Source organism: Mycolicibacter terrae, from assembly GCF_010727125.1.
Classification (GTDB): domain Bacteria; phylum Actinomycetota; class Actinomycetes; order Mycobacteriales; family Mycobacteriaceae; genus Mycobacterium; species Mycobacterium terrae.
The window spans coordinates 325201-346095 of sequence record NZ_AP022564.1 but is presented as its reverse complement, the minus strand read 5'-3'; the positions used below and the strand labels follow the sequence as shown (position 1 = coordinate 346095).

At 67.4% G+C, this 20895-nt stretch carries 21 protein-coding genes; 11 read left to right on the top strand and 10 right to left on the bottom strand.

The features are described 5' to 3' along the window. Positions 1-3 precede the first annotated feature (3 nt). Positions 4-1815 carry a DUF3556 domain-containing protein gene (locus G6N23_RS01665; RefSeq protein WP_085261476.1) on the top strand — a complete coding sequence of 604 codons (1812 nt, stop codon included), beginning with the start codon at positions 4-6 and terminating at the stop codon, positions 1813-1815. 73 nt (positions 1816-1888) lie between these two features. Here the strand turns inward: G6N23_RS01665 and G6N23_RS01660 are convergent, their stop codons facing one another. After that, positions 1889-2278: a VOC family protein gene (locus tag G6N23_RS01660; protein WP_085261475.1), complete on the bottom strand. Its 390-nt coding sequence runs from the start codon at positions 2276-2278 to the stop codon at positions 1889-1891. A gap of 19 nt (positions 2279-2297) precedes the next feature. Further along, the gene (locus G6N23_RS01655; RefSeq protein WP_085261474.1) at positions 2298-2984 is read right to left on the bottom strand and encodes a DUF899 domain-containing protein; all 687 of its coding nucleotides are present in this window, start codon (positions 2982-2984) and stop codon (positions 2298-2300) included. A gap of 83 nt (positions 2985-3067) precedes the next feature. Between G6N23_RS01655 and G6N23_RS21760 the strand changes: the two genes are divergently transcribed. Next, positions 3068-3847 carry a TetR/AcrR family transcriptional regulator gene (locus G6N23_RS21760; protein WP_157997550.1) on the top strand — a complete coding sequence of 260 codons (780 nt, stop codon included), beginning with the start codon at positions 3068-3070 and terminating at the stop codon, positions 3845-3847. A 5-nt stretch (positions 3848-3852) separates the two neighbouring features. Here the strand turns inward: G6N23_RS21760 and G6N23_RS01645 are convergent, their stop codons facing one another. Genes G6N23_RS01645 through ipdE1 form a run of 5 tightly spaced genes read right to left on the bottom strand, consistent with a single transcriptional unit; the run spans position 3853 to position 8226 of the window. Next, positions 3853-4512, bottom strand: a complete 660-nt coding sequence (locus G6N23_RS01645) for a TetR/AcrR family transcriptional regulator (RefSeq protein WP_085261472.1) — start codon at positions 4510-4512, stop codon at positions 3853-3855. An 11-nt stretch (positions 4513-4523) separates the two neighbouring features. Further along, positions 4524-5690, bottom strand: a complete 1167-nt coding sequence (gene fadA6 / locus G6N23_RS01640; protein ID WP_085261471.1) for a steroid 3-ketoacyl-CoA thiolase FadA6 — start codon at positions 5688-5690, stop codon at positions 4524-4526. Position 5691: 1 nt separating this feature from the next. Further along, positions 5692-6270, bottom strand: a complete 579-nt coding sequence (gene kstR2, locus G6N23_RS01635) for a TetR family transcriptional regulator KstR2 (protein WP_085261470.1) — start codon at positions 6268-6270, stop codon at positions 5692-5694. Between the two features lie 4 nt (positions 6271-6274). Continuing rightward, positions 6275-7075 carry a (5R,7aS)-5-hydroxy-7a-methyl-1-oxo-2,3,5,6,7,7a-hexahydro-1H-indene-carboxyl-CoA reductase gene (gene ipdF, locus G6N23_RS01630; protein WP_085261469.1) on the bottom strand — a complete coding sequence of 267 codons (801 nt, stop codon included), beginning with the start codon at positions 7073-7075 and terminating at the stop codon, positions 6275-6277. Continuing rightward, the gene (ipdE1, locus tag G6N23_RS01625; protein WP_085261468.1) at positions 7072-8226 is read right to left on the bottom strand and encodes an acyl-CoA dehydrogenase IpdE1; all 1155 of its coding nucleotides are present in this window, start codon (positions 8224-8226) and stop codon (positions 7072-7074) included. The genes ipdF and ipdE1 overlap by 4 nt, the downstream gene beginning before the upstream one ends. Positions 8227-8331: 105 nt before the next feature. Between ipdE1 and fadD3 the strand changes: the two genes are divergently transcribed. From fadD3 to G6N23_RS01585, 8 genes are read left to right on the top strand one after another with little or no spacing between them, the layout of a single operon-like run. After that, on the top strand, positions 8332-9870 hold the full coding sequence (gene fadD3 / locus G6N23_RS01620; protein WP_085261467.1) for a 3-((3aS,4S,7aS)-7a-methyl-1,5-dioxo-octahydro-1H-inden-4-yl)propanoate--CoA ligase FadD3: 1539 nt from the start codon (positions 8332-8334) through the stop codon (positions 9868-9870). Further along, positions 9871-11004: an acyl-CoA dehydrogenase family protein gene (locus G6N23_RS01615; RefSeq protein WP_085261466.1), complete on the top strand. Its 1134-nt coding sequence runs from the start codon at positions 9871-9873 to the stop codon at positions 11002-11004. It begins immediately after the preceding gene. Next, entirely contained in the window at positions 11001-11966 is a 966-nt protein-coding gene (locus tag G6N23_RS01610; protein ID WP_085261465.1) for an acyl-CoA dehydrogenase family protein, read from the top strand. The genes G6N23_RS01615 and G6N23_RS01610 overlap by 4 nt, the downstream gene beginning before the upstream one ends. Continuing rightward, positions 11967-12914 carry an acyl-CoA dehydrogenase IpdE2 gene (gene ipdE2 / locus G6N23_RS01605; RefSeq protein WP_085261464.1) on the top strand — a complete coding sequence of 316 codons (948 nt, stop codon included), beginning with the start codon at positions 11967-11969 and terminating at the stop codon, positions 12912-12914. 20 nt (positions 12915-12934) lie between these two features. Then, positions 12935-13921, top strand: coding sequence for a bile salt hydrolase (locus G6N23_RS01600; protein WP_085261463.1), 987 nt, complete (start codon positions 12935-12937; stop codon positions 13919-13921). Beyond that, positions 13918-15093, top strand: a complete 1176-nt coding sequence (locus G6N23_RS01595) for a pyridoxal phosphate-dependent aminotransferase (protein ID WP_085261462.1) — start codon at positions 13918-13920, stop codon at positions 15091-15093. Before G6N23_RS01600 ends, G6N23_RS01595 begins: the two co-directional genes overlap by 4 nt. 44 nt (positions 15094-15137) lie before the next feature. Beyond that, positions 15138-15530 (top strand): heme-binding protein, encoded by a 393-nt coding sequence (locus G6N23_RS01590; RefSeq protein ID WP_085261461.1) that lies wholly within the window; start codon positions 15138-15140, stop codon positions 15528-15530. 7 nt (positions 15531-15537) lie between these two features. Further along, complete coding sequence (locus tag G6N23_RS01585) at positions 15538-16806, top strand: hypothetical protein (RefSeq protein ID WP_085261460.1); 1269 nt, start codon at positions 15538-15540, stop codon at positions 16804-16806. 80 nt (positions 16807-16886) lie between these two features. On the opposite strand, the gene hsaB is transcribed toward G6N23_RS01585, so the two are convergent. Genes hsaB through hsaA form a run of 3 tightly spaced genes read right to left on the bottom strand, consistent with a single transcriptional unit; the run spans position 16887 to position 19614 of the window. Beyond that, complete coding sequence (gene hsaB / locus G6N23_RS01580) at positions 16887-17438, bottom strand: 3-hydroxy-9,10-secoandrosta-1,3,5(10)-triene-9,17-dione monooxygenase reductase subunit (protein ID WP_173675086.1); 552 nt, start codon at positions 17436-17438, stop codon at positions 16887-16889. A gap of 35 nt (positions 17439-17473) precedes the next feature. Continuing rightward, positions 17474-18376: an iron-dependent extradiol dioxygenase HsaC gene (gene hsaC / locus G6N23_RS01575; RefSeq protein WP_085261458.1), complete on the bottom strand. Its 903-nt coding sequence runs from the start codon at positions 18374-18376 to the stop codon at positions 17474-17476. 47 nt (positions 18377-18423) lie between these two features. Continuing rightward, positions 18424-19614 (bottom strand): 3-hydroxy-9,10-secoandrosta-1,3,5(10)-triene-9,17-dione monooxygenase oxygenase subunit, encoded by a 1191-nt coding sequence (gene hsaA, locus G6N23_RS01570; RefSeq protein ID WP_085261457.1) that lies wholly within the window; start codon positions 19612-19614, stop codon positions 18424-18426. Between the two features lie 172 nt (positions 19615-19786). Here hsaA and G6N23_RS01565 point away from each other — a divergent pair, with 172 nt between their 5' ends. Then, a complete protein-coding gene (locus G6N23_RS01565) occupies positions 19787-20875 on the top strand; it encodes a 2Fe-2S iron-sulfur cluster-binding protein (RefSeq protein ID WP_095174266.1) in 1089 nt (362 codons plus the stop codon). Positions 20876-20895 lie beyond the last annotated feature (20 nt).

Sequence of the window (20895 nt, the reverse complement as noted above, 5' to 3'; positions counted from 1 at the left end):
AACATGGGTTTCATCCAGCCGAATCTGCCGCAGGTCGACCCGGACGAGTTTCTGCAGAAGCCCCTGATGGAACGGGTCCACATCCTCGCCCTGAACTGGGTGGACAACGGATTCGGCACGCCCAGGATGGTTCACGCCATCTACCTCACGAAGTTGGTCTTCTTCTTCGTCCTGGGTGGCATCACCCTTGCGACGGTGACATCGGGATTGCCGGCGTTCTGGCACGTTGCACAATGGTGGAACCAACCCATCGTCTACCAAAAAGTGATCCTGTGGGTGGTGCTGCTCGAAGTCGTCGGCGTGGCGGGCTCCTGGGGCCCGCTCGCCGGCAAGGTCAAGCCCATGACCGGCGGCATCCTGTTCTGGGCCAGGCCGGGCACGATCCGGCTCCGGCCGTGGAAATGGATGCCGTTCACCGACGGTGACCGCCGCACCTGGTTCGATGTGACGGTCTACCTTGCGCTGCTGGTGAGCCTGGCCGTCGCGTTGTCCGCACCCGGAGTGCACAGCGAGTCACTGTCAGAAGCTCTCCCGGACAACACTTCTGGGCTCGTCGCGCCGGCGTTGCTGATCGCACCCATCGTGCTGCTGGTGCTCATCGGCCTACGGGACAAGACGATCTTTCTGGCCGCCCGCGGGGAGCAGTATCTGCCGGCGCTGTTCTTCTTCGCGGTCCTGCCGTTCTGGAATTTCACCAACATGATCATCGCGTTGAAACTGTTGATCGTGATCGTCTGGCTGGGTGCGGGCATCTCGAAGTTCGGTAAGCACTTCTCCAACGTCATTCCTCCGATGATCAGCAACACCCCGCTGGTCCCCTTCAAGCACCTGCGGCGTGCGCAGTATCGCGACTTCCCGCGGGACCTGCGCCCGTCGCGGACCGCGGACCTCATGGCGCATGCCCTCGGCACCACCGTCGAACTGGTCACTCCGCTGGTCTTGCTGTTCTCCACGAACATGCGGTTGACGGTGGTGGCCGCATTGCTGATGGTCTGCTTCCACCTGTTCATCATCATGACGTTCCCGCTGGCCGTGCCGCTGGAATGGAATGTGGTGTTCGGCTACGCCACCGTCTTCCTGTTCCTCGGCTTCCCCGCCTGGGACGGCTACGCGGTCACCGAGATGTCCTCGTCGTGGCTGACGTTGGCGATCGTGGCCGGGCTGTGCTTCTTCCCGGTCCTGGGCAATCTCCGTCCGGACAAGGTGTCGTTCCTGCCATCGATGCGGCAGTATGCCGGCAACTGGGCATCGGCGGTCTGGGCGTTCGCGCCCGGCGCCGAAGCGAAGCTGGACAAGGTCACTCGCTCGGCGCGCAACCAGGTCGACCAGTTCGTCGAGTTCGGTTACGAGCCGAAGTGGGCCGAGATCACCACGCAGCAGGCAATCGCCTGGCGGTGTATGCACAGCCAGGGGCGCGGCCTGCTCTCGGTGCTGCTGAAGAACCTGCCCGACATCGACAACCGGACAGTTCGCGAGGCAGAGTTCGCCTGCAACACCTTGATCGGGTTCAATTTCGGAGACGGGCATCTGCACGACGAGGACATGATCGCTGCCGTGCAACGACAGGCAGGTTTCGAGCCCGGTGAGCTCATCATCGTCTGGGTGGAGTCGCAGGCCAAGGACAGCAGCGTCCAGCACTACAAGGTGATCGACGCCGCACTGGGCGTCACGGAGCGCGGCAGCTGGAGGGTCGCCGACGCGGTAGCCGAGCAGCCGTGGCTGCCCAATGGACCGATCCCGATCCAGGTCAGCTGGCCGCTCGCTACGGCCGGCCCCTCCGTCGGCCGACAGCGCCAGCACAGCGCGCGACGGTGAGGGCGCCCATCCTCACGATCGTCCAGCCCAGTGGGCTGAGATGGCGTCGGACGACTTCCGCTCGGCGCGGTGCTCAGACCTCCGCAACCATCAGGGTGTGCCCGGTCGGGTCGCGAAACCAGAACAACGGCGGAACCGGCGCGCCCATCCGGGACACGTCGTCGACGTCGACCCCGAGTTCCTGCAAGGCCGCGTGGGTTGCGTCGATGTCGCTGGTGGTCAACGTGATTCCGGTGACGGTCGGCACCACGTCCCCACCTTCCGGCGGCGGCGGTGCCAGCGCGATACCGGTCGTACCGCTGGGCGGGTAGACCTCGATCCACCGGTAGCCGCCGCCGAACTCTTCATCGGTGCGCTTCTCGAATCCGAGCGACTCGTAGAACGCAACCGCCTTGTCCTGCTCTGGTGTCGGTAAGCACACGAGGCTGATCGTCGTCAGGCCGGTGTTGGTTGGGGTCATCATGCTCCTTACCTTGTTGGGATCAATCGGCGCCGTATGCCTGGGCGATCTCCGGGGAGCTCGCCCAGCGGCTGTAGGTGGGGTACTGCGGCCAGCCGTCCGGAGATTCCTGCCATACCTCCTGACGCCCATAGGGAAGGACATCAAGCAATCCGAACATGTGGCTGAGCTGTTCGCAGCCACGACGGTTCGTGTACCAGGTGCGGTAAACCGTATCTCCGTGACGCAGAAAGACATTGATCGCGAACTGGCCGCCCGCCGGGACGCCGACGTCGGCTCCGAACGGGCTTCCGGCGGTGCTGTACCAGTCCATCCGGTTGCCCACCCGCCGCTTGTAGGCGATCGCTTCGTCAATCGGGCCCTGGGTGACGATGACGAACCGCGCGTCGTAGCCGGCCAGAAACTCCAGCCGGGTGAACTGCGAGGTGAACCCGGTACATCCCGGGCACTGCCACTCCTGGCCGGGAAACCACATGTGGTGGTAGACGATCAGCTGTCGTTTGCCGTCGAACACGTCGACCAGTCGCACCGGCCCGTTCTCACCCTCGAGCACATACTCGGGCATGGCGACCATCGGCAGCCGGCGACGTTGCGCGGCGATCGCGTCGAGTTCGCGGGTGGCCGCCTTCTCCCGTACGCGAAGGGCGTCCAGCTCACGCTGCCACGTTGATGGATCTACCACGGGCGGCAATCCCAAGGTCGTCGACATGAAATCCTCCCGTTGTCATGTGTACGGCGTCCACATTGAGTATGTTGACACCGTACACTTTGACTCGAGGGGGCTGTCAAGAGGTGGCTGGAACAAAGGCCGGGTATCACCACGGCGATCTGTGCGCAGCCCTGATCGACGCCGGGTTGCAGCTCACCCGGACCGGCGGCCCGGAGGCACTGACCATCCGGGAGGTGACCCGGCGCGTCGGGGTCTCCCCCAACGCCGCCTACCGGCACTTCGCCGACCGCGAGGCGCTGCTGGGCGCGGTCTCGATAGCGATCCAGGACCGGATGGCCGCACGCATGCTCAAACCGGTGAACCGGCGCGGTTCGGCGCAGACCAGGGCGCACAATCAGCTGCGCGCAGTCGGTCTGGGCTACATCGAGTTCGCCCTGGACGAACCGGGGTGGTTCGCCGTGGCGTTCTTCGGCGGTTCAGCGAGGCTCGACGGAGGAGAGGCGAAGCTGGGACCGCCGCATCAGCCGAGCGGTTCAGCGAGGCTCGACGGAGGAGAGGCGAAGCTGGGACCGCCGCATCAGCCGAGCGGTTCAGCGAGGCTCGACGGAGGAGAGGCGAAGCTGGGACCGCCGCATCAGCCGAGCGGTTCAGCGAGGCTCGACGGAGAAGAGGACCGGGTCCCGCCACCGTTTCGCGCACTGGTGGACGCGCTCGATGCGATGACGAACGCCGGTGTGCTTCAACCGAACCGGCGCGCCGGCGCGGAGTGGCCCTGTTGGTCCGCGGCACACGGTTTCGCCGAGCTGGCCCTGCACGGACCGCTGCGCGGCACCAGCCGTCGCGAACTGGAGGCGCTGGCCAGGCGCACGGTCGACGACGTCATCTCCGGGCTGGTGGGCTGACGTCGTTACCGGGTGGGCAGGTGGATCCCGTTACCGACTGCGAGCAGGAATGAGGTCAGGTCGCGGGTGAGGTCGTCGATCGACCGCGGCGGATCGGTCTCATGCAGGAAATCCACGACCGTCTCAAACAGGCCCCCGACGGTGGCGACCGCCATCGCCCGGTAATCGATGTCCTCACCCGGCTTTGCCTTGCTGCGCCAGAACGACTCGACGAAGTCGGCGGCCCATTTACGATTCTTCCGCCGTTGCGCCTCGACCCGGGGCGAGATGCCGGTGGACTCCCGGAACGTCACCACCGCCACTCGCGGATCGTCGACCAGCGCGTGCGCGAAGGCGGCGAGAACCCGGCGCACAGTCGCCTCTTCCGCCTCGTCGGGGTCGGACCGTCCCAGCTCATCGGCGACCTGCCGCTCGATGCGTTCACCGATCTCGTTCATCAACGCGAGGTAGCAGTCTTCTTTGCTGTCGAACAGTTCATAGAACGCCTTGTTACCGACATAGGCGGTCTGACAGATCTGCTCGATGGAGGTGTTGACGTAGCCGTCCTGCGCGAACAGATCAAATGCCGCGGTCAGGAGCTGATCGCGGCGCTGTGCGCGGCGCTGTTCGGCGTCAAGCCCGCGGATCTTTCGTCCCGCGGGCGCCGGAGTCGTTATCGCTCCCATGAGACAGAAGTTTAGCCGTCAAGCCGCTCGATGATGGTGACGTTTGCCGTACCGCCGCCCTCACACATGGTTTGCAACCCGTACCGGCCGCCGGTCCGCTCCAGCTCGTGCAGCATCGTGGTGAACAGTTTGGCCCCGGTGGCCCCCAGCGGATGCCCGAGCGCGATCGCCCCGCCATTGGGGTTGACCTTGGCCGGGTCGATCGGGAACTCCTTCATCCAGGCCTGCACCACCGGAGCAAACGCCTCGTTGATCTCCACGACGTCGATGTCGTCGATGCTCAGGCCGGTCTTCTCCAGCGCGTAGCGAGTGGCCGGAATCGGGCCGGTCAGCATGATCACCGGGTCGTCACCACGGGCGCTGATGTGGTGGATGCGGGCGCGGGGCTTCAGGCCGTGCGTCTGCACTGCGCTTTCGGAGGCGAGCAGCACCGCGGCCGACCCGTCACAGATCTGGCTGGAGACCGCGGCGGTCAGCCGGCCGCCCTCGACCAGTGGCTTGAGGCCGGCCATCTTCTCCAAGGTGGACTCGCGCGGGCACTCGTCCACCCGGAAACCGTCGACATCGATGATCTCGTTGTCGAAGCGACCCTCGGCGATCGCGGTGAACGCACGCTGGTGGCTCTGCAATGCGAAACGCTCCATGTCCTCGCGGGAGATGTCCCAGCGCTCGGCGATCATCTCTGCACCGCGGAACTGGGAGACTTCTTCGTCGCCGTAGCGCTCCAGCCACTTCTTCGACTCGTTGGTCGGCGAGGTGAAGCCGAACTGCTCGCCGACGACCATTGCCGACGAGATCGGGATCCAGCTCATGTTCTGCACGCCGCCGGCCACGATCAGGTCCGCGGTGCGCGACATGATCGCCTGCGCGCCGAAGGAGATGGCCTGCTGGGACGAACCGCACTGACGGTCGACGGTGACCCCGGGCACCCCTTCGGGGAAGCCGGCCGCCAGCCACGCCAGCCGGCCGATATTGCCGGCCTGGCCGCCGATGGCGTCCACGCAGCCGGTGATCACATCGTCGACAGCAGCCGGGTCGACACCGACCCGGTCCAGCAGGCCGCTAAACGCCAACGCGCCCAAGTCGATCGGGTGGACACCGGCCAGCGACCCGTTGCGCTTGCCGACGGCGGTGCGAACGGCGTCGATGACGTACGCCTCAGAGACTTGTGCGGCCATTTCAGACTCCTTCTTTGGTGATGCCACCCAGGACGATGGCGAGGTATTGTCTGCCGACTTGTTCGGCGGTCAGTGGGCCACCGGGCTGGTACCAGCGCACCGATACCCAGGTGGTGTCGCGGATGAAGCGATAGACCAGGTCGACGTCGAGGTCGGGCCGGAAAATTCCCGCCTCGATGCCCTGCTGCAGCACGTCAAGCCACATCTTACGTTGCTGACGGTTGCGTTCGTCGACGTAGGAGAACCGCTCGTGAGACGACAGCCGCTTGGCTTCATCCTGGTAGATGACGACTTGGGCGTGCCGGTGCTCGATCGCGTCGAACGAAGCCAGGAACAGTCCCTTGAGGCGCTCAAGCGGATCGGTTTCGTGATCGACGATCTGTTGGTAACGGGCGAACAGCCAATCCAGAAAGTCGCGCAGTACCTCGTCGACCATCTCCTCCTTGGAGGAGAAGTGGTGGTACAGACTGCCGGACAGGATCCCGGCGGCGTCGGCGATGTCGCGCACGGTCGTGGCGCGCAGGCCACGCTCGGCGATCATCGCCGCAGCCAGGTTCAGGAGTTCGTCACGGCGTGTCATGGCGTCAGGCGCGCTGGCTGGAAACCGAGATGACTTCGCCGGTCAGGTAGCTGGAGTAGTCGCTGGCCAAAAACGCGATGGTGGTGGCGATCTCCCACGGTTCGGCGGCCCGCCCGAATGCCTCGCCGTCGGCGAGCCGGTCGAGCAGCTCGGCCGAACTGGTCTTCTCCAGGAACTTGTGCCGGGCGATCGACGGCGACACGGCGTTGATCCGCACCCCGTACTCGACCGCCTCGATCGCGCTGCAGCGGGTCAGGGCCATCACCCCGGCCTTGGCCGCGGCGTAGTGCGACTGGGAATGCTGGGCGCGCCAACCCAGCACGCTGGCGTTGTTGACGATCACACCGCCATGGGAGACGCCCCGGAAGTAGCGCAGCGCCGCGCGGGTCGCGCGCATCACCGAGGTGAGGGTCACGTTCAGGACGCGGTCCCATTCGTCGTCGGTCATGTCGATCACCGGGGTCTGACCTCCCAGCCCGGCGTTGTTGACCAGCACGTCGAGCCGGCCCATCCTCGCCACGGCGGCCTCGAACAGCGCGTCCACCGCGGCCGTCGAGGTCACGTCGCAGACCACCGCCTCCACCCGGCCCAGCCCGAGGGCGGCCAGTTCGTCCCGGGTCTCGGAAAGTCGGCGCTCGTGGTAATCGGAGACCACGACGTCGGCGCCCTCCACCAAGGCACGGCGCGCGGTGGTGGAGCCGATCCCGGTGCCGGCCGCCGCGGTCACCAGCACCGTCTTGCCCGCCAATAGGCCATGGCCGGCGATCTCTTCCGGCGCCTTGGACAGATCCGAAGTCAGGCTCATCCCTTTGCCTCCCGGGGTAGGCCGAGAACCCGCTCGGCGATGATGTTGCGCTGAATCTCGTTCGACCCGCCGTAGATGGTGTCGCTGCGAGTGAACAAATAGAGCCGCTGCCACTCGTCGAAGTCGCCGTCGGCGAGCACCATCGAATCGGGCCCGATGACGTCCATGGCGAGCTCGCCCAGATCGCGATGCCAGTTGGCCCACAGCAGTTTCGAAACGTTGTCTTGGCCAGGCTGCTCGGCGTCCATGGTCGCCAGCGCGTAGGACCGCATCGACCGCAGGCCGACCCAGGAACGGGTGAGCCGCTCGCGGATCAGCGGGTCCTCCGCGGCGCCGTTGCGCTGCGCGACTTCGACCAGCGCGGAAAGCTCACGCGCATAACGGATCTGCTGCCCCAGCGTCGATACGCCGCGCTCGAAGGTGAGCGTGCCCATCGCCACCTTCCAGCCGTCGCCGGGCTCGCCGACCACCAGGTCGGCGTCGGTGACCGCGTCGTCGAAGAACACCTCGTTGAACTCCGAGGTGCCGGTGAGCTGCACGATCGGGCGGATCTGGACCCCCGGCTGATCCAACGGCACCAGCAGATACGACAGCCCGTTGTGCCGCTTGGAGCCCTTCTCGGTGCGGGCCACCACGAAGCACCACTGCGACAGGTGGGCCAGTGACGTCCACACCTTCTGGCCATTAATGCGCCACTGCTGACCCTCGCCGTCGAGGACGGCCGTGGTGGCCACGTTGGCCAGGTCGCTGCCCGCGCCCGGTTCCGAGTAGCCCTGGCACCACAGTTCGGTGACATTGCGGATGCCGGGCAGGAAGCGCTGCTGCTGCTCGGGCGTGCCGAAGGCGATCAGGGTCGGCCCCAGCAGCTCTTCGCCCAGGTGGTTGACCTTGTCGGGCGCGTCGGCGCGGGCGTACTCCTCATAGAACGCCACCCGGTGCGCGACCGACAGGCCGCGCCCGCCGTGTTCCACCGGCCAGCCCAGGCAGGTCAGTCCGGCGTCGGCCAGATGGCGGTTCCATGCCATCCGCTCGTCGAACGCCTCATGCTCGCGTCCCGGGCCGCCGAGGCCCTTGAGCTCGGCGAACTCCCCGACCAGGTTGTCGGCCAGCCATGCACGGACCTCAGCCCGGAACTCCTCGACTGCTTGCACCCTTGTAGGCTAACCTACCAAGCACTTGCTCGGCTACGAGCCGTCGAGCCCAGGGAGCCCGCGCTGACGGCATGCAGAGTTCAGCGACGGGGAGGAGCAGCGCCTATGAGTACCGAACCGCAGACCACGCCTGCGGCCCTGGACCACATCGCGCGCGCGCTGCCCGACCATGATGCCCTGGTCACCGAGGAAAACCGCTTCACCTACGCGAGCCTGCGCGACGAGGTGCGACGGGCCGCCGCGGCTCTGGTCGCCCTGGGCGTGCAGCCCGGCGACCGGGTTGGGCTCTGGTCGCCCAACACCTGGCACTGGGTGATCACCTGCCTGGGCACCCACTACGCCGGCGGCGTGCTGGTGCCGCTGAATACCCGCTACACCGCCGCGGAGGCCACCGACATCCTGGCCCGCAGTAAGGCCAAGGTGCTGGTCGGCATGGGCCGGTTCCTCAAGACCGACCGGCTCACCGAACTCGACCGAGACCAGCTACCCGATCTGCAGCACGTGGTCCGCGTGCCCGTCCAAGAAGACGATGCGAGCGCGGCGGCCTCCTGGGACGAGTTCATCGCCGCGGGTGCGGCGGTGCCGGCCGCCGACGTCGATGCGCGCGCCGCCGCGGTCGAACCCGATGATCTGTCCGACATCCTGTTCACCTCCGGAACCACCGGCCGCAGCAAAGGCGTGCTCTGCGCCCACCGGCAGTCGCTGGCCGGCCCGGCGGCATGGGCGGAATGCGGGCAGATGACCGCGCAGGACCGCTACCTGTGCATCAACCCGTTCTTCCACAACTTCGGCTACAAGGCCGGGATCCTGGCCTGCCTGCAGACCGGGGCCACCCTGATCCCACAGCTGACCTTCGACCCGGCCGGCGCGCTGCGCGCCATCGAGTCCCACCGGATCACCGTGCTGCCCGGGCCGCCGACGATCTATCAGACCCTGCTGGATCACCCCGATCGCGACCGCTATGACCTGAGCTCGCTGCGATTCGCGGTCACCGGAGCGGCCACCGTACCGGTGGTGCTGATCGAGCGGATGCAGACCGAACTCGACATCGACATCGTGCTCACCGCCTACGGGCTGACCGAGTCCGGCGGGTTCGCCACCATGTGCCGCGCTGACGATGACGCCGTCACCGTCGCCACCACCTGCGGGCGTCCGATCGCCGACTTCGAGCTGCGCATCGGCGAATCCGGGGAGGTGCTGTTGCGCAGCGCCAACATCATGCTCGGCTACCTCGACGACCCGGAGGCCACCGCCGCCGCGATCGACGCGGCGGGCTGGCTGCACACCGGCGACATCGGGACCGTGGACGCCGCCGGGAACCTGCGGATCACCGACCGGCTCAAGGACATGTACATCTGCGGCGGTTTCAACGTCTACCCGGCCGAGATCGAGCAGGTGCTGGCCCGGCTCGAGGGGGTGGCCGACGTGGCGGTGATCGGGGTGCCCGACGAACGCCTCGGCGAGGTGGGCCGCGCCTTCATCGTGCGCCGGCCCGACTCAGAGCTGGACGAGACGGCCGTGATCAGTTATGCCCGTGAGCATCTGGCGAATTTCAAGGCGCCACGATCGGTGACGTTCGCTGACTCCCTGCCGCGTAATCCCGGCGGCAAGGTGGTCAAGCATGAGTTGAGAGAGTGGGCCTAGATGGACCTGAATTTCGATGACGAGACCGAGGCCTTTCGCGCCGAGGTCCGCGGCTTCCTGGCGGCGAACTCCGACAAGTTCCCGACTGAGTCCTACGACACCGCCGAGGGTTTCGAGCAGCACCGTCGCTGGGACAAGGTGCTCTTCGACGCCGGCCTGTCGGTGATCGCCTGGCCCAAGAAATACGGCGGGCGCGACGCCAGCCTGCTGCAGTGGGTGGTGTACGAGGAGGAGTACTTCCGCGCCGGCGCACCGGGGCGCGCCAGCGCCAACGGCACCTCGATGCTGGCGCCGACGCTGTTCGCGCACGGCACGCAAGAGCAGCTGGACCGCATCCTGCCGAAGATGGCCAGCGGCGAGGAGATCTGGGCGCAGGCGTGGTCAGAGCCGGAGTCCGGCAGCGACCTGGCGTCACTGCGCTCGACGGCGACCAAGGTCGACGGCGGCTGGAAGCTCAACGGGCAGAAGATCTGGAGCTCGCGGGCCCCATTCGGCGAGCGCGGTTTCGGACTGTTCCGCTCCGACCCGGAGGCCCAGCGCCACCACGGCCTGACCTACTTCATGTTCGACCTCAAGGCCGACGGGATCACGGTTCGTGCCATCGAACAGCTCGGCGGGGAGACCGGCTTCGGCGAGATCTTCCTCGACGACGTCTTCGTGCCGGACAACGACGTGATCGGTGTGCCGAACGAAGGCTGGCGCGCCGCGATGAGCACGTCGAGCAACGAGCGCGGCATGAGCCTGCGCAGCCCGGCCCGGTTTGTGGTGGGCGCCGAGAAGCTGGCGGCCATGTGGAGACAGCACGGCAGCGATCCGGTGTTCACCGACCGCGTCGCCGACGCCTGGATCAAGGCGCAGGCCTACCGATTACAGACATTTGGCACCGTGACCCGGCTGGCCGCCGGCGGTGAGCTGGGCGCGGAGTCCTCGGTGACCAAGGTGTTCTGGTCGGACCTGGACGTCGCGCTGCACCAGACCGGCCTGGACATCCGCGGCGCCGACGGCGAGCTGGCCGACGCCTGGACCCACGGCTACCTGTTCGCACTCGGCGGCCCCATCTACGCCGGCACCAACGAGATTCAGCGCAATATCATCGCCGAGCGGCTGCTGGGCCTGCCCCGGGAGAAGAAGTGAAATTCGATCTAGACCAAGAACAGCGCGACTTCGCGGCCAGCATCGACGCCGCCCTCGCTGCGGCCGACGTGCCCGGCGCGGTGCGCGCCTGGGGGCAGGGCAACCCCGAGCCGGGCCGACGGGTGTGGAGCCGGCTCGCCGAACTCGGCGTCACCGCATTGGCCGTACCGGAGGAGTTCGACGGCATCGGCGCCCACCCGGTCGATCTGGTTCTGGCCATGGAAGCGCTCGGCCGCTGGTGCGTACCGGGGCCGGTGGCGGAGTCCATTGCGGTGGCGCCGGTGCTGCTGGCCGGCGCACCGGACGCCGGTGAGCGGCTGGCCGCATTGGCTGGCGGTGAGTTGATCGCCACCGTGGCGCTGCCGCCGCACACCCCGCGGGCCGTGGACGCCGAGGCCGCCGACCTCGTTCTGCTGGCCGAGGGCGGCAAGGTCAACCAGGCCCAGACCGGTACCCGACACGCCTCGGTGGACCCGAGCCGCGGCGTCTTCGATGTCACCGCGACCGGCGAATCCTGGGACGCCGACACCGTCCGCGCCTACGAGGTGGGGGCACTGGCCACCGCGGCACAGCTGATCGGCGCCGGGCAGGCCATGCTCAATACGGCCGTCGACTACGCCAAGCAGCGCACCCAGTTCGGCCGGGTGATCGGCGGCTACCAGGCGATCAAGCACAAGCTGGCCGACGTGCACATCGCCCTGGAGCTGGCCCGCCCGTTGGTATACGGGGCCGCGCTCTCGCTAGCTGATGACTCCGCCGACACCGCCCGGGACGTGAGCGCGGCCAAGGTGGCCGCCTCCGATGCGGCCCTGCTGGCCGCGCACTCGGCGCTGCAGACCCACGGCGCGATCGGCTTCACCAGTGAATGCGACCTGTCGCTGTGGCTGCTGCGGGTGCAGGCCCTGCGTCCCGCGTGGGGTGACCCGACCGCTCACCGGCGGCGAGTGTTGGAGGCGATCTAAGTGGCCCACAACGAAGAACGTGACCTGCTGCGCCAGACCGTCGCCGCGCTGGTCGACAAGCACGCCACACCCGAAGCCGTCCGCGCCGCGATGGAGTCCGAGCGGGGCTACGACGAGACGCTGTGGCGGCTGCTGTGTGAGCAGGTCGGTGCCGCCGCCCTGGTGGTGCCCGAGGAGCTCGGCGGCGCCGGTGGTCAGTTGGGTGATGTCGCGGTCGTTCTCGAGGAGCTGGGCAAGGCGCTGGTGCCCACGCCGCTGCTGGGTACCGTCCTGGCCGAGCTGGCGTTGCTGGCCGCCGAGCGGCCCGACACGCAGGCCCTCGAACAGCTGGTGGAAGGCGCCGCTATCGGGGCGGTCGTCTTCGATGCCGACTACGCGGTCAACGGTGACATCGCGGACGTCGTCGTGGGCTCCGACGGCAGCCGGCTCAACCGCTGGATCACTTTCAACACCGAGCCGGTGGCCACCATGGACCCCACCCGCCGGCTGGGCCGGATCACCGCCGAGCAGACTCAGGAGATCGGGACCGACCCCGGCATCGCCGACTGCGCGGCAATCCTGCTGGCCGCAGAGCAGGTCGGCGCGGCCACCCGCTGCCTGGACCTGACCGTGCAGTACACCAAGGACCGGGTGCAGTTCGGCCGGCCGATCGGCAGCTTCCAGGCCCTCAAGCACCGGATGGCCGACCTGTATGTGTCGGTCTCGACTGCGCGCGCCGTCGTCGACGACGCACTCTCCGAGCCGTCGCCGACGTCGGCCGCACTCGCCAGAGTCGTTGCCAGCGAGGCGTTCTCCACAGTGGCCGGCGAGGCGGTTCAGCTGCACGGCGGCATTGCGATCACCTGGGAAAGCGATATCCAGCTGTATTTCAAACGCGCGCACGGCGGTTCGCAGCTGCTGGGTCAGCCGGCCGAACACCTGCGCCGGTTACAGGCCGAGGTGTTCTAAAGGTCCCGTACGGTAGACGCATGTGTACCCGATTGGTTTATCTGGGACCGAACGGCAACATCATCACCGGGCGGTCGATGGACTGGAAGCTGGATCTGGCGACCAATCTCTGGGCGCTGCCACGCGGCGTGCGGAGGACGGGGCAGGCCGGGGCGAACTCTGTTGAGTGGACGGCGAAATACGGCAGCGTCGTGGCCACCGGGTACGACATCTGCACCACCGACGGCCTGAACGAGGAGGGACTGTCCGCCAACCTGCTGTGGCTGGCCGAATCGGAGTACCCCGGCTATGACGGTTCCCGGCCCGGGCTGTCCGTCGCGCTTTGGGCTCAGTACGTACTCGACAACTTCGCCACCGTGGCCGAGGCCGTCGCCGCCTTGAACACCGAACCGTTCGTCGTGGTCACCGACGGCGTACCCGGCGAGGATCGCCTGGCGACCCTACATCTGTCGATGTCGGACGCGAGCGGAGACAGTGCGATCGTGGAATACATTGGTGGCAGACAGGTTATCCACCACAGCCGCGACTATCAGGTGATGACGAACTCCCCGAGTTTTGATCAGCAGCTCGCGGTCAACGCCTATTGGGAGCAGCTCGGAGGCACCGTCATGCTGCCCGGTACCAACCGGGCAGCCGACCGGTTCGCGCGGGCCTCGTTCTACGTCAACGCGATACCCAAATCCGAGCACCCGAAGATCGCGCTCGCATCGGTGCTCAGCGTGGTGCGCAACGTGTCTGTGCCGTTCGGCATCTCCACGCCCGGCGAGCCCAACATCGCCTCGACACGGTGGCGCACCGTCGCCCACCACGGCCACAAGCTGTACTGTTTCGAATCCGCGCTGACACCCAACGTGTTCTGGGTTGATCTGAAGAAACTCGACTTCACGCAGGGCGCCGCGGTACGCAAACTCGCACTCGGCGACGACGACTCCAACACCTTCGCCGGTGAGACGTCGTCGCAGTTCGCCGTCGCCGAACCGTTCACCTTCCTGGCCGTCGGCACATGACGGGCCGTCTGGACCGCGCGGCACTGCGCGCCGGCATCCCACCGTTTCACGTGATGGATGTGTGGCTGGCCGCCGCCGAACGCCAGCGCAGCCACGGCGACCTGGTCAACCTGTCCGCCGGGCAGCCCAGCGTCGGTGCGCCCGAGCCGGTTCGCGCGGCGGCCGCTGCGGCCCTACAGACCGACCAGCTCGGCTACACCGTTGCGCTGGGGATCCCGGAGCTGCGCTCGGCTATCGCCGGTTCCTACGCAAGTCGTTACGGATTGGCCGTAGATCCCGACGACGTGGTGGTCACCACCGGCTCGTCGGGCGGTTTCCTGCTGGCGTTCCTGGCCTGCTTCGACGTCGGCGACCGGGTGGCGATCGCCAGCCCCGGCTACCCGTGTTACCGCAATATCCTGACCGCGCTGGGCTGTGAGGTGATCGAGATCCCGTGCGGGCCGGCGACCCGCTTCCAGCCCACCGCGGCGGCGCTGGCCGAGATTCCCGGGCCGCTGGCCGGGGTGATCGTCGCCAGCCCGGCCAATCCGACCGGCACCGTCCTGGAGCCGGCGGAGCTGGCCGCGATCGCCCGCTGGTGCGACGAGTCGGGCGTGCGGTTGATCAGCGACGAGGTCTACCACGGCCTGGTCTATGACGGCGCCCCACAGACCAGTTGTGCCTGGCAGACCTCCCGCAACGCGGTGGTGGCCAACAGCTTCTCCAAGTACTTCGCGATGACCGGCTGGCGGCTGGGCTGGCTGCTGGTACCGCCGGCGCTGCGGCGCGCGGTGGACTGCCTGACCGGCAATTTCACGATCTGCCCGCCGGTGCTGCCCCAGTACGCGGCGGTCGCCGCCTTCACCCCTGAGGCGATCGCCGAGTCCGATGGCCACCTGCGGCACTACGCGGCCAACCGGGAGTTGCTGCTGGACGGGCTGCGGGGCATGGGCATCGAGAAGTTGGCGCCCACCGACGGGGCGTTCTACGTCTACGCCGACGTAGCGGAGTACACCGACGATTCGCTGGCGTTCTGCGCGCGACTGCTCGCCGACACCGGCGTCGCCGTGGCGCCGGGTGTCGACTTCGACCCCGAGCGCGGCAACACCTTCGTCCGGCTGTCGTTCGCCGGACCGACCGCCGACATCTCCGAAGCGTTGCATCGAATCCGCGGGTGGCTGCCGCTCCGGTAGGTTTGTTCACAATCTCGACTTACCTGATCGAAGGGACCACAGCAATGCGCACAACCACTACTCGCCTGGCGATCGGCGCGGCAGCCGTCGGCATCCTCGGTGCGGTGGCCGCCTCCGCCTCCGGGACCACCGCGCCGGCCGATGCCGCGCCGGCACCTTGCACAGCTGCCGGCTTGAGCACCACCGCCAGCGGCGTGCTGGGCCAGGCCGGTGGATTCCTCAACGACCACCCGGAGGCCAACGACGTGCTGACCGCCGCGGCGACCATGCCCGCGGACCAGGCCAAGTCCTCGGTGCAGGGCTACTTCGTCGGCCACCTCGACCAGCTGTCGGCGCTGCAGGGCATCGCCGCGCCGCTGACCGACCTGAAGAACCAGTGCGGCATCGCGGTCTCCCCGACCCAGTTGGCCATGCTGCTGGAGACCGTCAGCAAGTAGATCCGCCATGGCCCTGGCGATCAGCGACCACGAACGGGCCGCGCTGGCGCAGGCGGCCGGGTTCGGCCTGTTCGCCGCGATCACCGGACGCCGGTCCCGGCGGTTCCCGGTCGGCGGTGCCATTCCGGCCGGCGCCCTGGCCTACACCAGCCGCCGGCCCGTGCAGCCCCTCTCCGAGGTCGAACGGGCGCTGCTGCTCTCCCTGATGGCCGGGGTCACCGGTTGGCATGACGGCATCGCGCACCATCCCGGATACGCCCCGGCGCTGCCCAACTACCCGGGCAGCGCCACCGGCCGTGCGATGCCGTCGGCGGCGGGCTTTCACACCAGTCAGCTGTTCTTCACCGACGACACCGGCTGCTATCTGCTGCCCACCCGCGACCAGCAACCGCTGCAGCTCGACACCATCGAGGATTGGATCAGCCACACTGCGGATTCCTATGTGCGGCTGTCGGATTCACGCTTGGAACTACCCCGTGAAGAGCCCTACATGGAGGGCCACAACACCTGGATCGGCAACCACCCGGGCAGTCTGCTGGCGTTCGCCGCGGCCGATCTGGCGGAGCATCTGCTGGAGAACCTCTGGTTCTTCGCAGCCAACGGCTACCGCGTCACCGACGACATCAACGGCCGCGATATCCCAGGCCTGCAAGGGTTTTCGCATCTGGCGCACGCCGATGACCCGATCCCGCTGTCGTTCGTGGAGCAGTACACCCTGACCGAGGCCAGTGCCGAACTGTCGATCGCCGCCCACAACGGGGCGCTGGGGCTGCAGGCGATGGGCTTGGGCGGCTGGATCTTCGATGGTCTGGATCGGCTGTCGGTGCTGGGCGGTACCGGTGACCCGCGGGCGCCCGGGCTGGGTTTCGTCGCCGATGCCGATGCGCGCTGGCCCTTCCCGAATGTCACCGGGCTGCCCGGCTATTTCGAGACGCTCAGCCCGCCGCATGTGGCGTCGGTGGCCGAGGGGGTACAGAAACTGGTGGCCCGCAAGTTCGGTCCCGGCGGGCCGTCACACGCCGCTACCCCGGGCCCCTGGTCGGCAAGCCCGGCCGTGCGCGGCTCGGCGCTGCCACCGGACGGTATCGCCGAGCTGGTCACACTGCAGGCGTCCTACATCTACGACACGTTCGGCAAGTTGCCCGGCACCGTACCGACCGTGCATGTCCTGATGTACCTGCAGGCGCAGCACCTCGACACCGACTTCTACGACGAGTTCTATCGCCCGGGGGCGTACCTGCGCACGCACGCCGAACACCAGCAACGCTGGCACTGAGACGCCCGCACCGCACTCGCGAAAGCCTTTGAAATCCGGGCGATTCAGGAGTTTTCGTGACTGCTCGCGGGGAAGCGAAACTACAGCCAGGTGTCGTCGGTGGTGGCGGTGAGGAACGCCTCCAGGTCGTCGCGCCATTGCGCGGGCGTGGTCTTCTCCGGCTCGATACCGGTGTAATCACCGCGGTAGAACAGCAGCGGTCGGGGCTTCACTTCGGGCACATCGGAAAGTGATTGCACCGCACCGAAAACCACGAAGTGGTCGCCGCCGTCGTGCACCGAGGCCACCGTGCAGTCGATGTGGGCCAGCGACCGGGCCAGTATCGGCGACCCCAGCGGGGAGGGCTCCCAGTCGACCCCGGCGAACTTATCCGGTTCGCGAGAGCCGAATCGGGCGCAGACCTCTTTCTGCTCTTCGGCCAGGATGTTGACGCAGAACGTTCCGCTGGCCTCGATGGCCTGCCAGGACCGCGACACCTTGGTCGGGCAGAACAGCACCAGCGGCGGGTCCAGCGACAACGCGGCGAACGATTGGCAGGCGAACCCGGTCGGCGTGCCGTCGTGCACGGTGGTGATGATGGTGATGCCCGTACAGAACTGACCGAGTACGTTGCGAAACGCGCGCGGGTCGATCGGAAGGTCGTCTTTCGTCGATTCGGAGCTCACTGCTATGTCTCGATGCCCACCGTGAAGTCATGCCCCCACAGACTGACCGCGGTGCTCTCCCGGGCCACCCAGTCGTCGTCGTCGACTTCCAGTCCCTCGCAACCGAATTCGATCTGGAACCCGCTGGGAGACTTCATGTAGAACGACAGCATCTTGTCGTTGACGTGCCGGCCCAGGGTGGCGGCCATCGGCACCTTGCGGCGGTAGGCCCGGTCCAGGCAGAGCCCGACATCGTCGGCCTCGCCCACCTCGACCATGAGGTGCACGATGCCGGTCGGGGTGGGCATCGGCAAAAACGCCAGGCTGTGGTGGCGCGGGTTGCAGCCGAAGAACCGCAGCCACGCCGGGTCGCCGTCGGCCGGGCGGCCTACCATCTGCGGGGGCAGCCGCATCGAGTCACGCAGCCGGAAGCCGAGCACGTCGCGGTAGAAGTGCAGCGCCTCGGCGTCGTCGGCAGTCGACAACACCACATGGCCCAGACCCTGTTCCTCGGTGACGAACCGGTGCCCATACGGGCTGACCACCCGACGGTGCTGCAGCGCGACACCGTGGAACACCTCCAGGGTGTTGCCGGACGGGTCGTCGAAGGTGATCATCTCGACGACGCTGCGCTCGGCCAGTTCGGCCGCGGTGCCCTCCTTGTAGGGCGTGCCCTCGGCCTCCAGGCGCTGCCGGATCTCGGTCAGCCCCGCGGCGTTGGCGCACTCCCAGCCTGACGACAGCAGCCGGTCGGTGTCGCCGGGCACGATCACCAGCCGGGCGGGGAAGTCGTCCATCCGCAGATACAGCGCACCTTCGGTCGCGCCCTGGCCCTCGACCATGCCGAGAACTTTCAGGCCGAACTCCCGCCACGCCGCCATGTCGGTGGCCTGGATCCGCAAATACCCCAGCGAACGGATACTCATCGCGATACCTCCCGCAAAGCTCGTCTATGTCCCGGGCCGGCGCCCGATCAGACCATTGTGTCGCCGGGCGGCAACCCGAATTCGTGGTTGCCGAAGATCATGTAGGCCCGTTCCGGGTCATTGGCGGCGTGTACCCGGCCCGCATGCGCGTCACGCCAGAATCGCTGGACCGGCGCGTCGTTGGACAGCGCGGTGGCACCGGCCGCCTCGAAAAGCCGGTCGATGGAGGCGATGGCCCGGCCGGTGGCACGAACCTGGTCGCGGCGGGCGCGGGCCCGCAGGTCGAACGGAATCTCCTTGCCGGCCGCCAGCAGGGCGTATTCGTCGGCGACGTTGCCGATCAGCTGCCGCCAACCGGCGTCGATGTCACTGGCCGCCTCGGCGATCCGAACCTTGGCGAACGGGTCGTCTTTGGCCTTCTCCCCGGCGAAAGCCGCCCGGACCCGCTTGCCCTGGTGCTCTACGTGCGCCGCGTAGGCGCCGTAGGCCATGCCCATGATCGGGGCCGAGATCGTGGTCGGGTGCATGGTGCCCCACGGCATCTTGTAGACCGGCGCGGTATTGGTGGCGTAACCACCGGCGCTCTGGTCGTTCATCGCCTTGTAGGACAGGAAGCGGTGCCGCGGGACGAAGACGTCCTTGACCACCACGGTGTTGCTGCCGGTGCCGCGAAGCCCCACCACGTGCCAGACGTCGTCGATCGTGTACTCGGCGCGCGGGATCAGGAAGCTGCCGAAGTCCACCGGCTTGCCGTCCTTGATCACCGGGCCGCCCAGGAACGCCCAGGTGGCGTGGTCGCAGCCGGACGACCAGTTCCAGGAGCCGTTGACGATGTAGCCGTCGGCTTTCTCGGTCACCACACCGGCGCCCATCGGGGCGTAGGAGGACGAGACCCGCACGTTGGCGTCCTCGCCCCAGACCTCGACCTGGGCCTGCTGATCGAACAGCGCCAGGTGCCAGTTGTGCACGCCGATGATCGAAGCCACCCAGCCGGTCGAGCCACACGCGCTGGCGATACGGCGGACCGCCTCGTAGAACACCGCGGGGTCGCATTGCAGGCCGCCCCACTGCTCGGGCTGCAACAGCTTGAAGAAGCCGATCTCCTCGAGCGCGTTGATGTTGGCGTCGGGAATCTTGCGCAGGTCCTCGGTCTCCTGAGCGCGCTCGCGCAACTGCGGAAGTAGATCGTCGATGGCTGCAAGCACCGACTGCGCGTCACGCTGTTGAATGGACGTCACTAGATTGCCTCCCAGGAGTGAGCAGGTTAGCGGCCCGGTTTTTCAACCCGCCTAGAGTGAGATTAGAACACGTTCCGATTTGTGTCGAGCGGGGTGTTCCTGCGGCTGGTAGCGATACCGGACCGGTTTTCTGTAACCTGTTCTAGTTATGACCGACGATGAGGGGCGGGCTGTGGCGGAGACCATTCCGGACGAACCATTGGGTAGCCACGTCCTGGAATTGCAGATCGCGCAAGTCATCGCCGAGACCGACGACGCCTGCTCGCTGGTCTTCGGGGTCCCGGACGGGCCCGCCGATCCGGAGATCACCGCGCAGCGGCTGAAGTACTCGCCGGGCCAGTTCCTGACGCTGCGGATCCCCAGCGACCGCACCGGCTCGGTGGCCCGCTGCTACTCGCTGTGCAGTTCCCCGTTCACCGACGACTCGCTGACCGTGACCGTGAAACGGACCACCGACGGCTACGCGTCGAACTGGCTGTGCGACCACGCCCGCCCCGGGATGCGGGTCCACGTGCTGGCGCCGTCGGGCACCTTCGTACCCAAGTCGCTGGACTCCGATTTCCTGCTGCTGGCCGCCGGCAGCGGAATCACCCCGATGATGGCGATCTGCAAGTCGGCGCTGTCGCAGGGCAACGGCAAGGTGACGCTGGTCTACGCCAATCGCGATGAGCGATCGGTGATCTTCGGCGCCGCGCTGCGCGAACTGGCCGCCAAGTACCCCGATCGGCTGACCGTCGTGCACTGGCTGGAGTCGGTGCAGGGCTTGCCGAGCGCCGCCGCGCTGGCCCAGCTGAGCGCCCCCTTCACCGACCGTCAGGCCTTCATCTGCGGCCCGGGTCCGTTCATGCAGGCGTCGCGGGACGCCCTGGAGGCCTTGAACGTCCCGGCCCAGCAGATCCATCTCGAGGTGTTCAAGTCGCTGGACAGCGACCCGTTCGCCGCGGTCAAGATCACCGAGGCGCCGGAGGGCTCGGAGGAGACCGCGCCGGCCACCGTCGCGGTCGAACTGGACGGCGAGACCCACACCGTTGAATGGCCCCGCCACGTCAAGCTGCTGGACCTGCTGCTCGACAAGGGCCTCGATGCCCCGTTCTCCTGCCGGGAGGGGCACTGTGGCGCCTGCGCCTGCGTATTGAAGAACGGCAAGGTCACCATGGAGGTCAACGATGTGTTGGAGCCTCAGGATCTCGCCGAGGGGCTGATCCTGGCCTGTCAGGCCCATCCCGAGACGGATTCGGTCGAAGTAACCTACGACGAGTGATCCCGGGTCTAGGTTGGTGC

Excerpts from the sequence above, each read along its gene's own strand:
- G6N23_RS01665 (WP_085261476.1), top strand. The coding sequence starts at position 4 with ATGGGTTTCATCCAGCCGAATCTGCCGCAGGTCGACCCGGACGAGTTT.
- G6N23_RS01660 (WP_085261475.1), bottom strand. The coding sequence starts at position 2,278 with ATGATGACCCCAACCAACACCGGCCTGACGACGATCAGCCTCGTGTGC.
- G6N23_RS01655 (WP_085261474.1), bottom strand. The coding sequence starts at position 2,984 with ATGTCGACGACCTTGGGATTGCCGCCCGTGGTAGATCCATCAACGTGG.
- G6N23_RS01645 (WP_085261472.1), bottom strand. The coding sequence starts at position 4,512 with ATGGGAGCGATAACGACTCCGGCGCCCGCGGGACGAAAGATCCGCGGG.
- fadA6 (WP_085261471.1), bottom strand. The coding sequence starts at position 5,690 with ATGGCCGCACAAGTCTCTGAGGCGTACGTCATCGACGCCGTTCGCACC.
- kstR2 (WP_085261470.1), bottom strand. The coding sequence starts at position 6,270 with ATGACACGCCGTGACGAACTCCTGAACCTGGCTGCGGCGATGATCGCC.
- ipdF (WP_085261469.1), bottom strand. The coding sequence starts at position 7,075 with ATGAGCCTGACTTCGGATCTGTCCAAGGCGCCGGAAGAGATCGCCGGC.
- fadD3 (WP_085261467.1), top strand. The coding sequence starts at position 8,332 with ATGAGTACCGAACCGCAGACCACGCCTGCGGCCCTGGACCACATCGCG.
- G6N23_RS01615 (WP_085261466.1), top strand. The coding sequence starts at position 9,871 with ATGGACCTGAATTTCGATGACGAGACCGAGGCCTTTCGCGCCGAGGTC.
- G6N23_RS01600 (WP_085261463.1), top strand. The coding sequence starts at position 12,935 with ATGTGTACCCGATTGGTTTATCTGGGACCGAACGGCAACATCATCACC.
- G6N23_RS01595 (WP_085261462.1), top strand. The coding sequence starts at position 13,918 with ATGACGGGCCGTCTGGACCGCGCGGCACTGCGCGCCGGCATCCCACCG.
- G6N23_RS01590 (WP_085261461.1), top strand. The coding sequence starts at position 15,138 with ATGCGCACAACCACTACTCGCCTGGCGATCGGCGCGGCAGCCGTCGGC.
- G6N23_RS01585 (WP_085261460.1), top strand. The coding sequence starts at position 15,538 with ATGGCCCTGGCGATCAGCGACCACGAACGGGCCGCGCTGGCGCAGGCG.
- hsaC (WP_085261458.1), bottom strand. The coding sequence starts at position 18,376 with ATGAGTATCCGTTCGCTGGGGTATTTGCGGATCCAGGCCACCGACATG.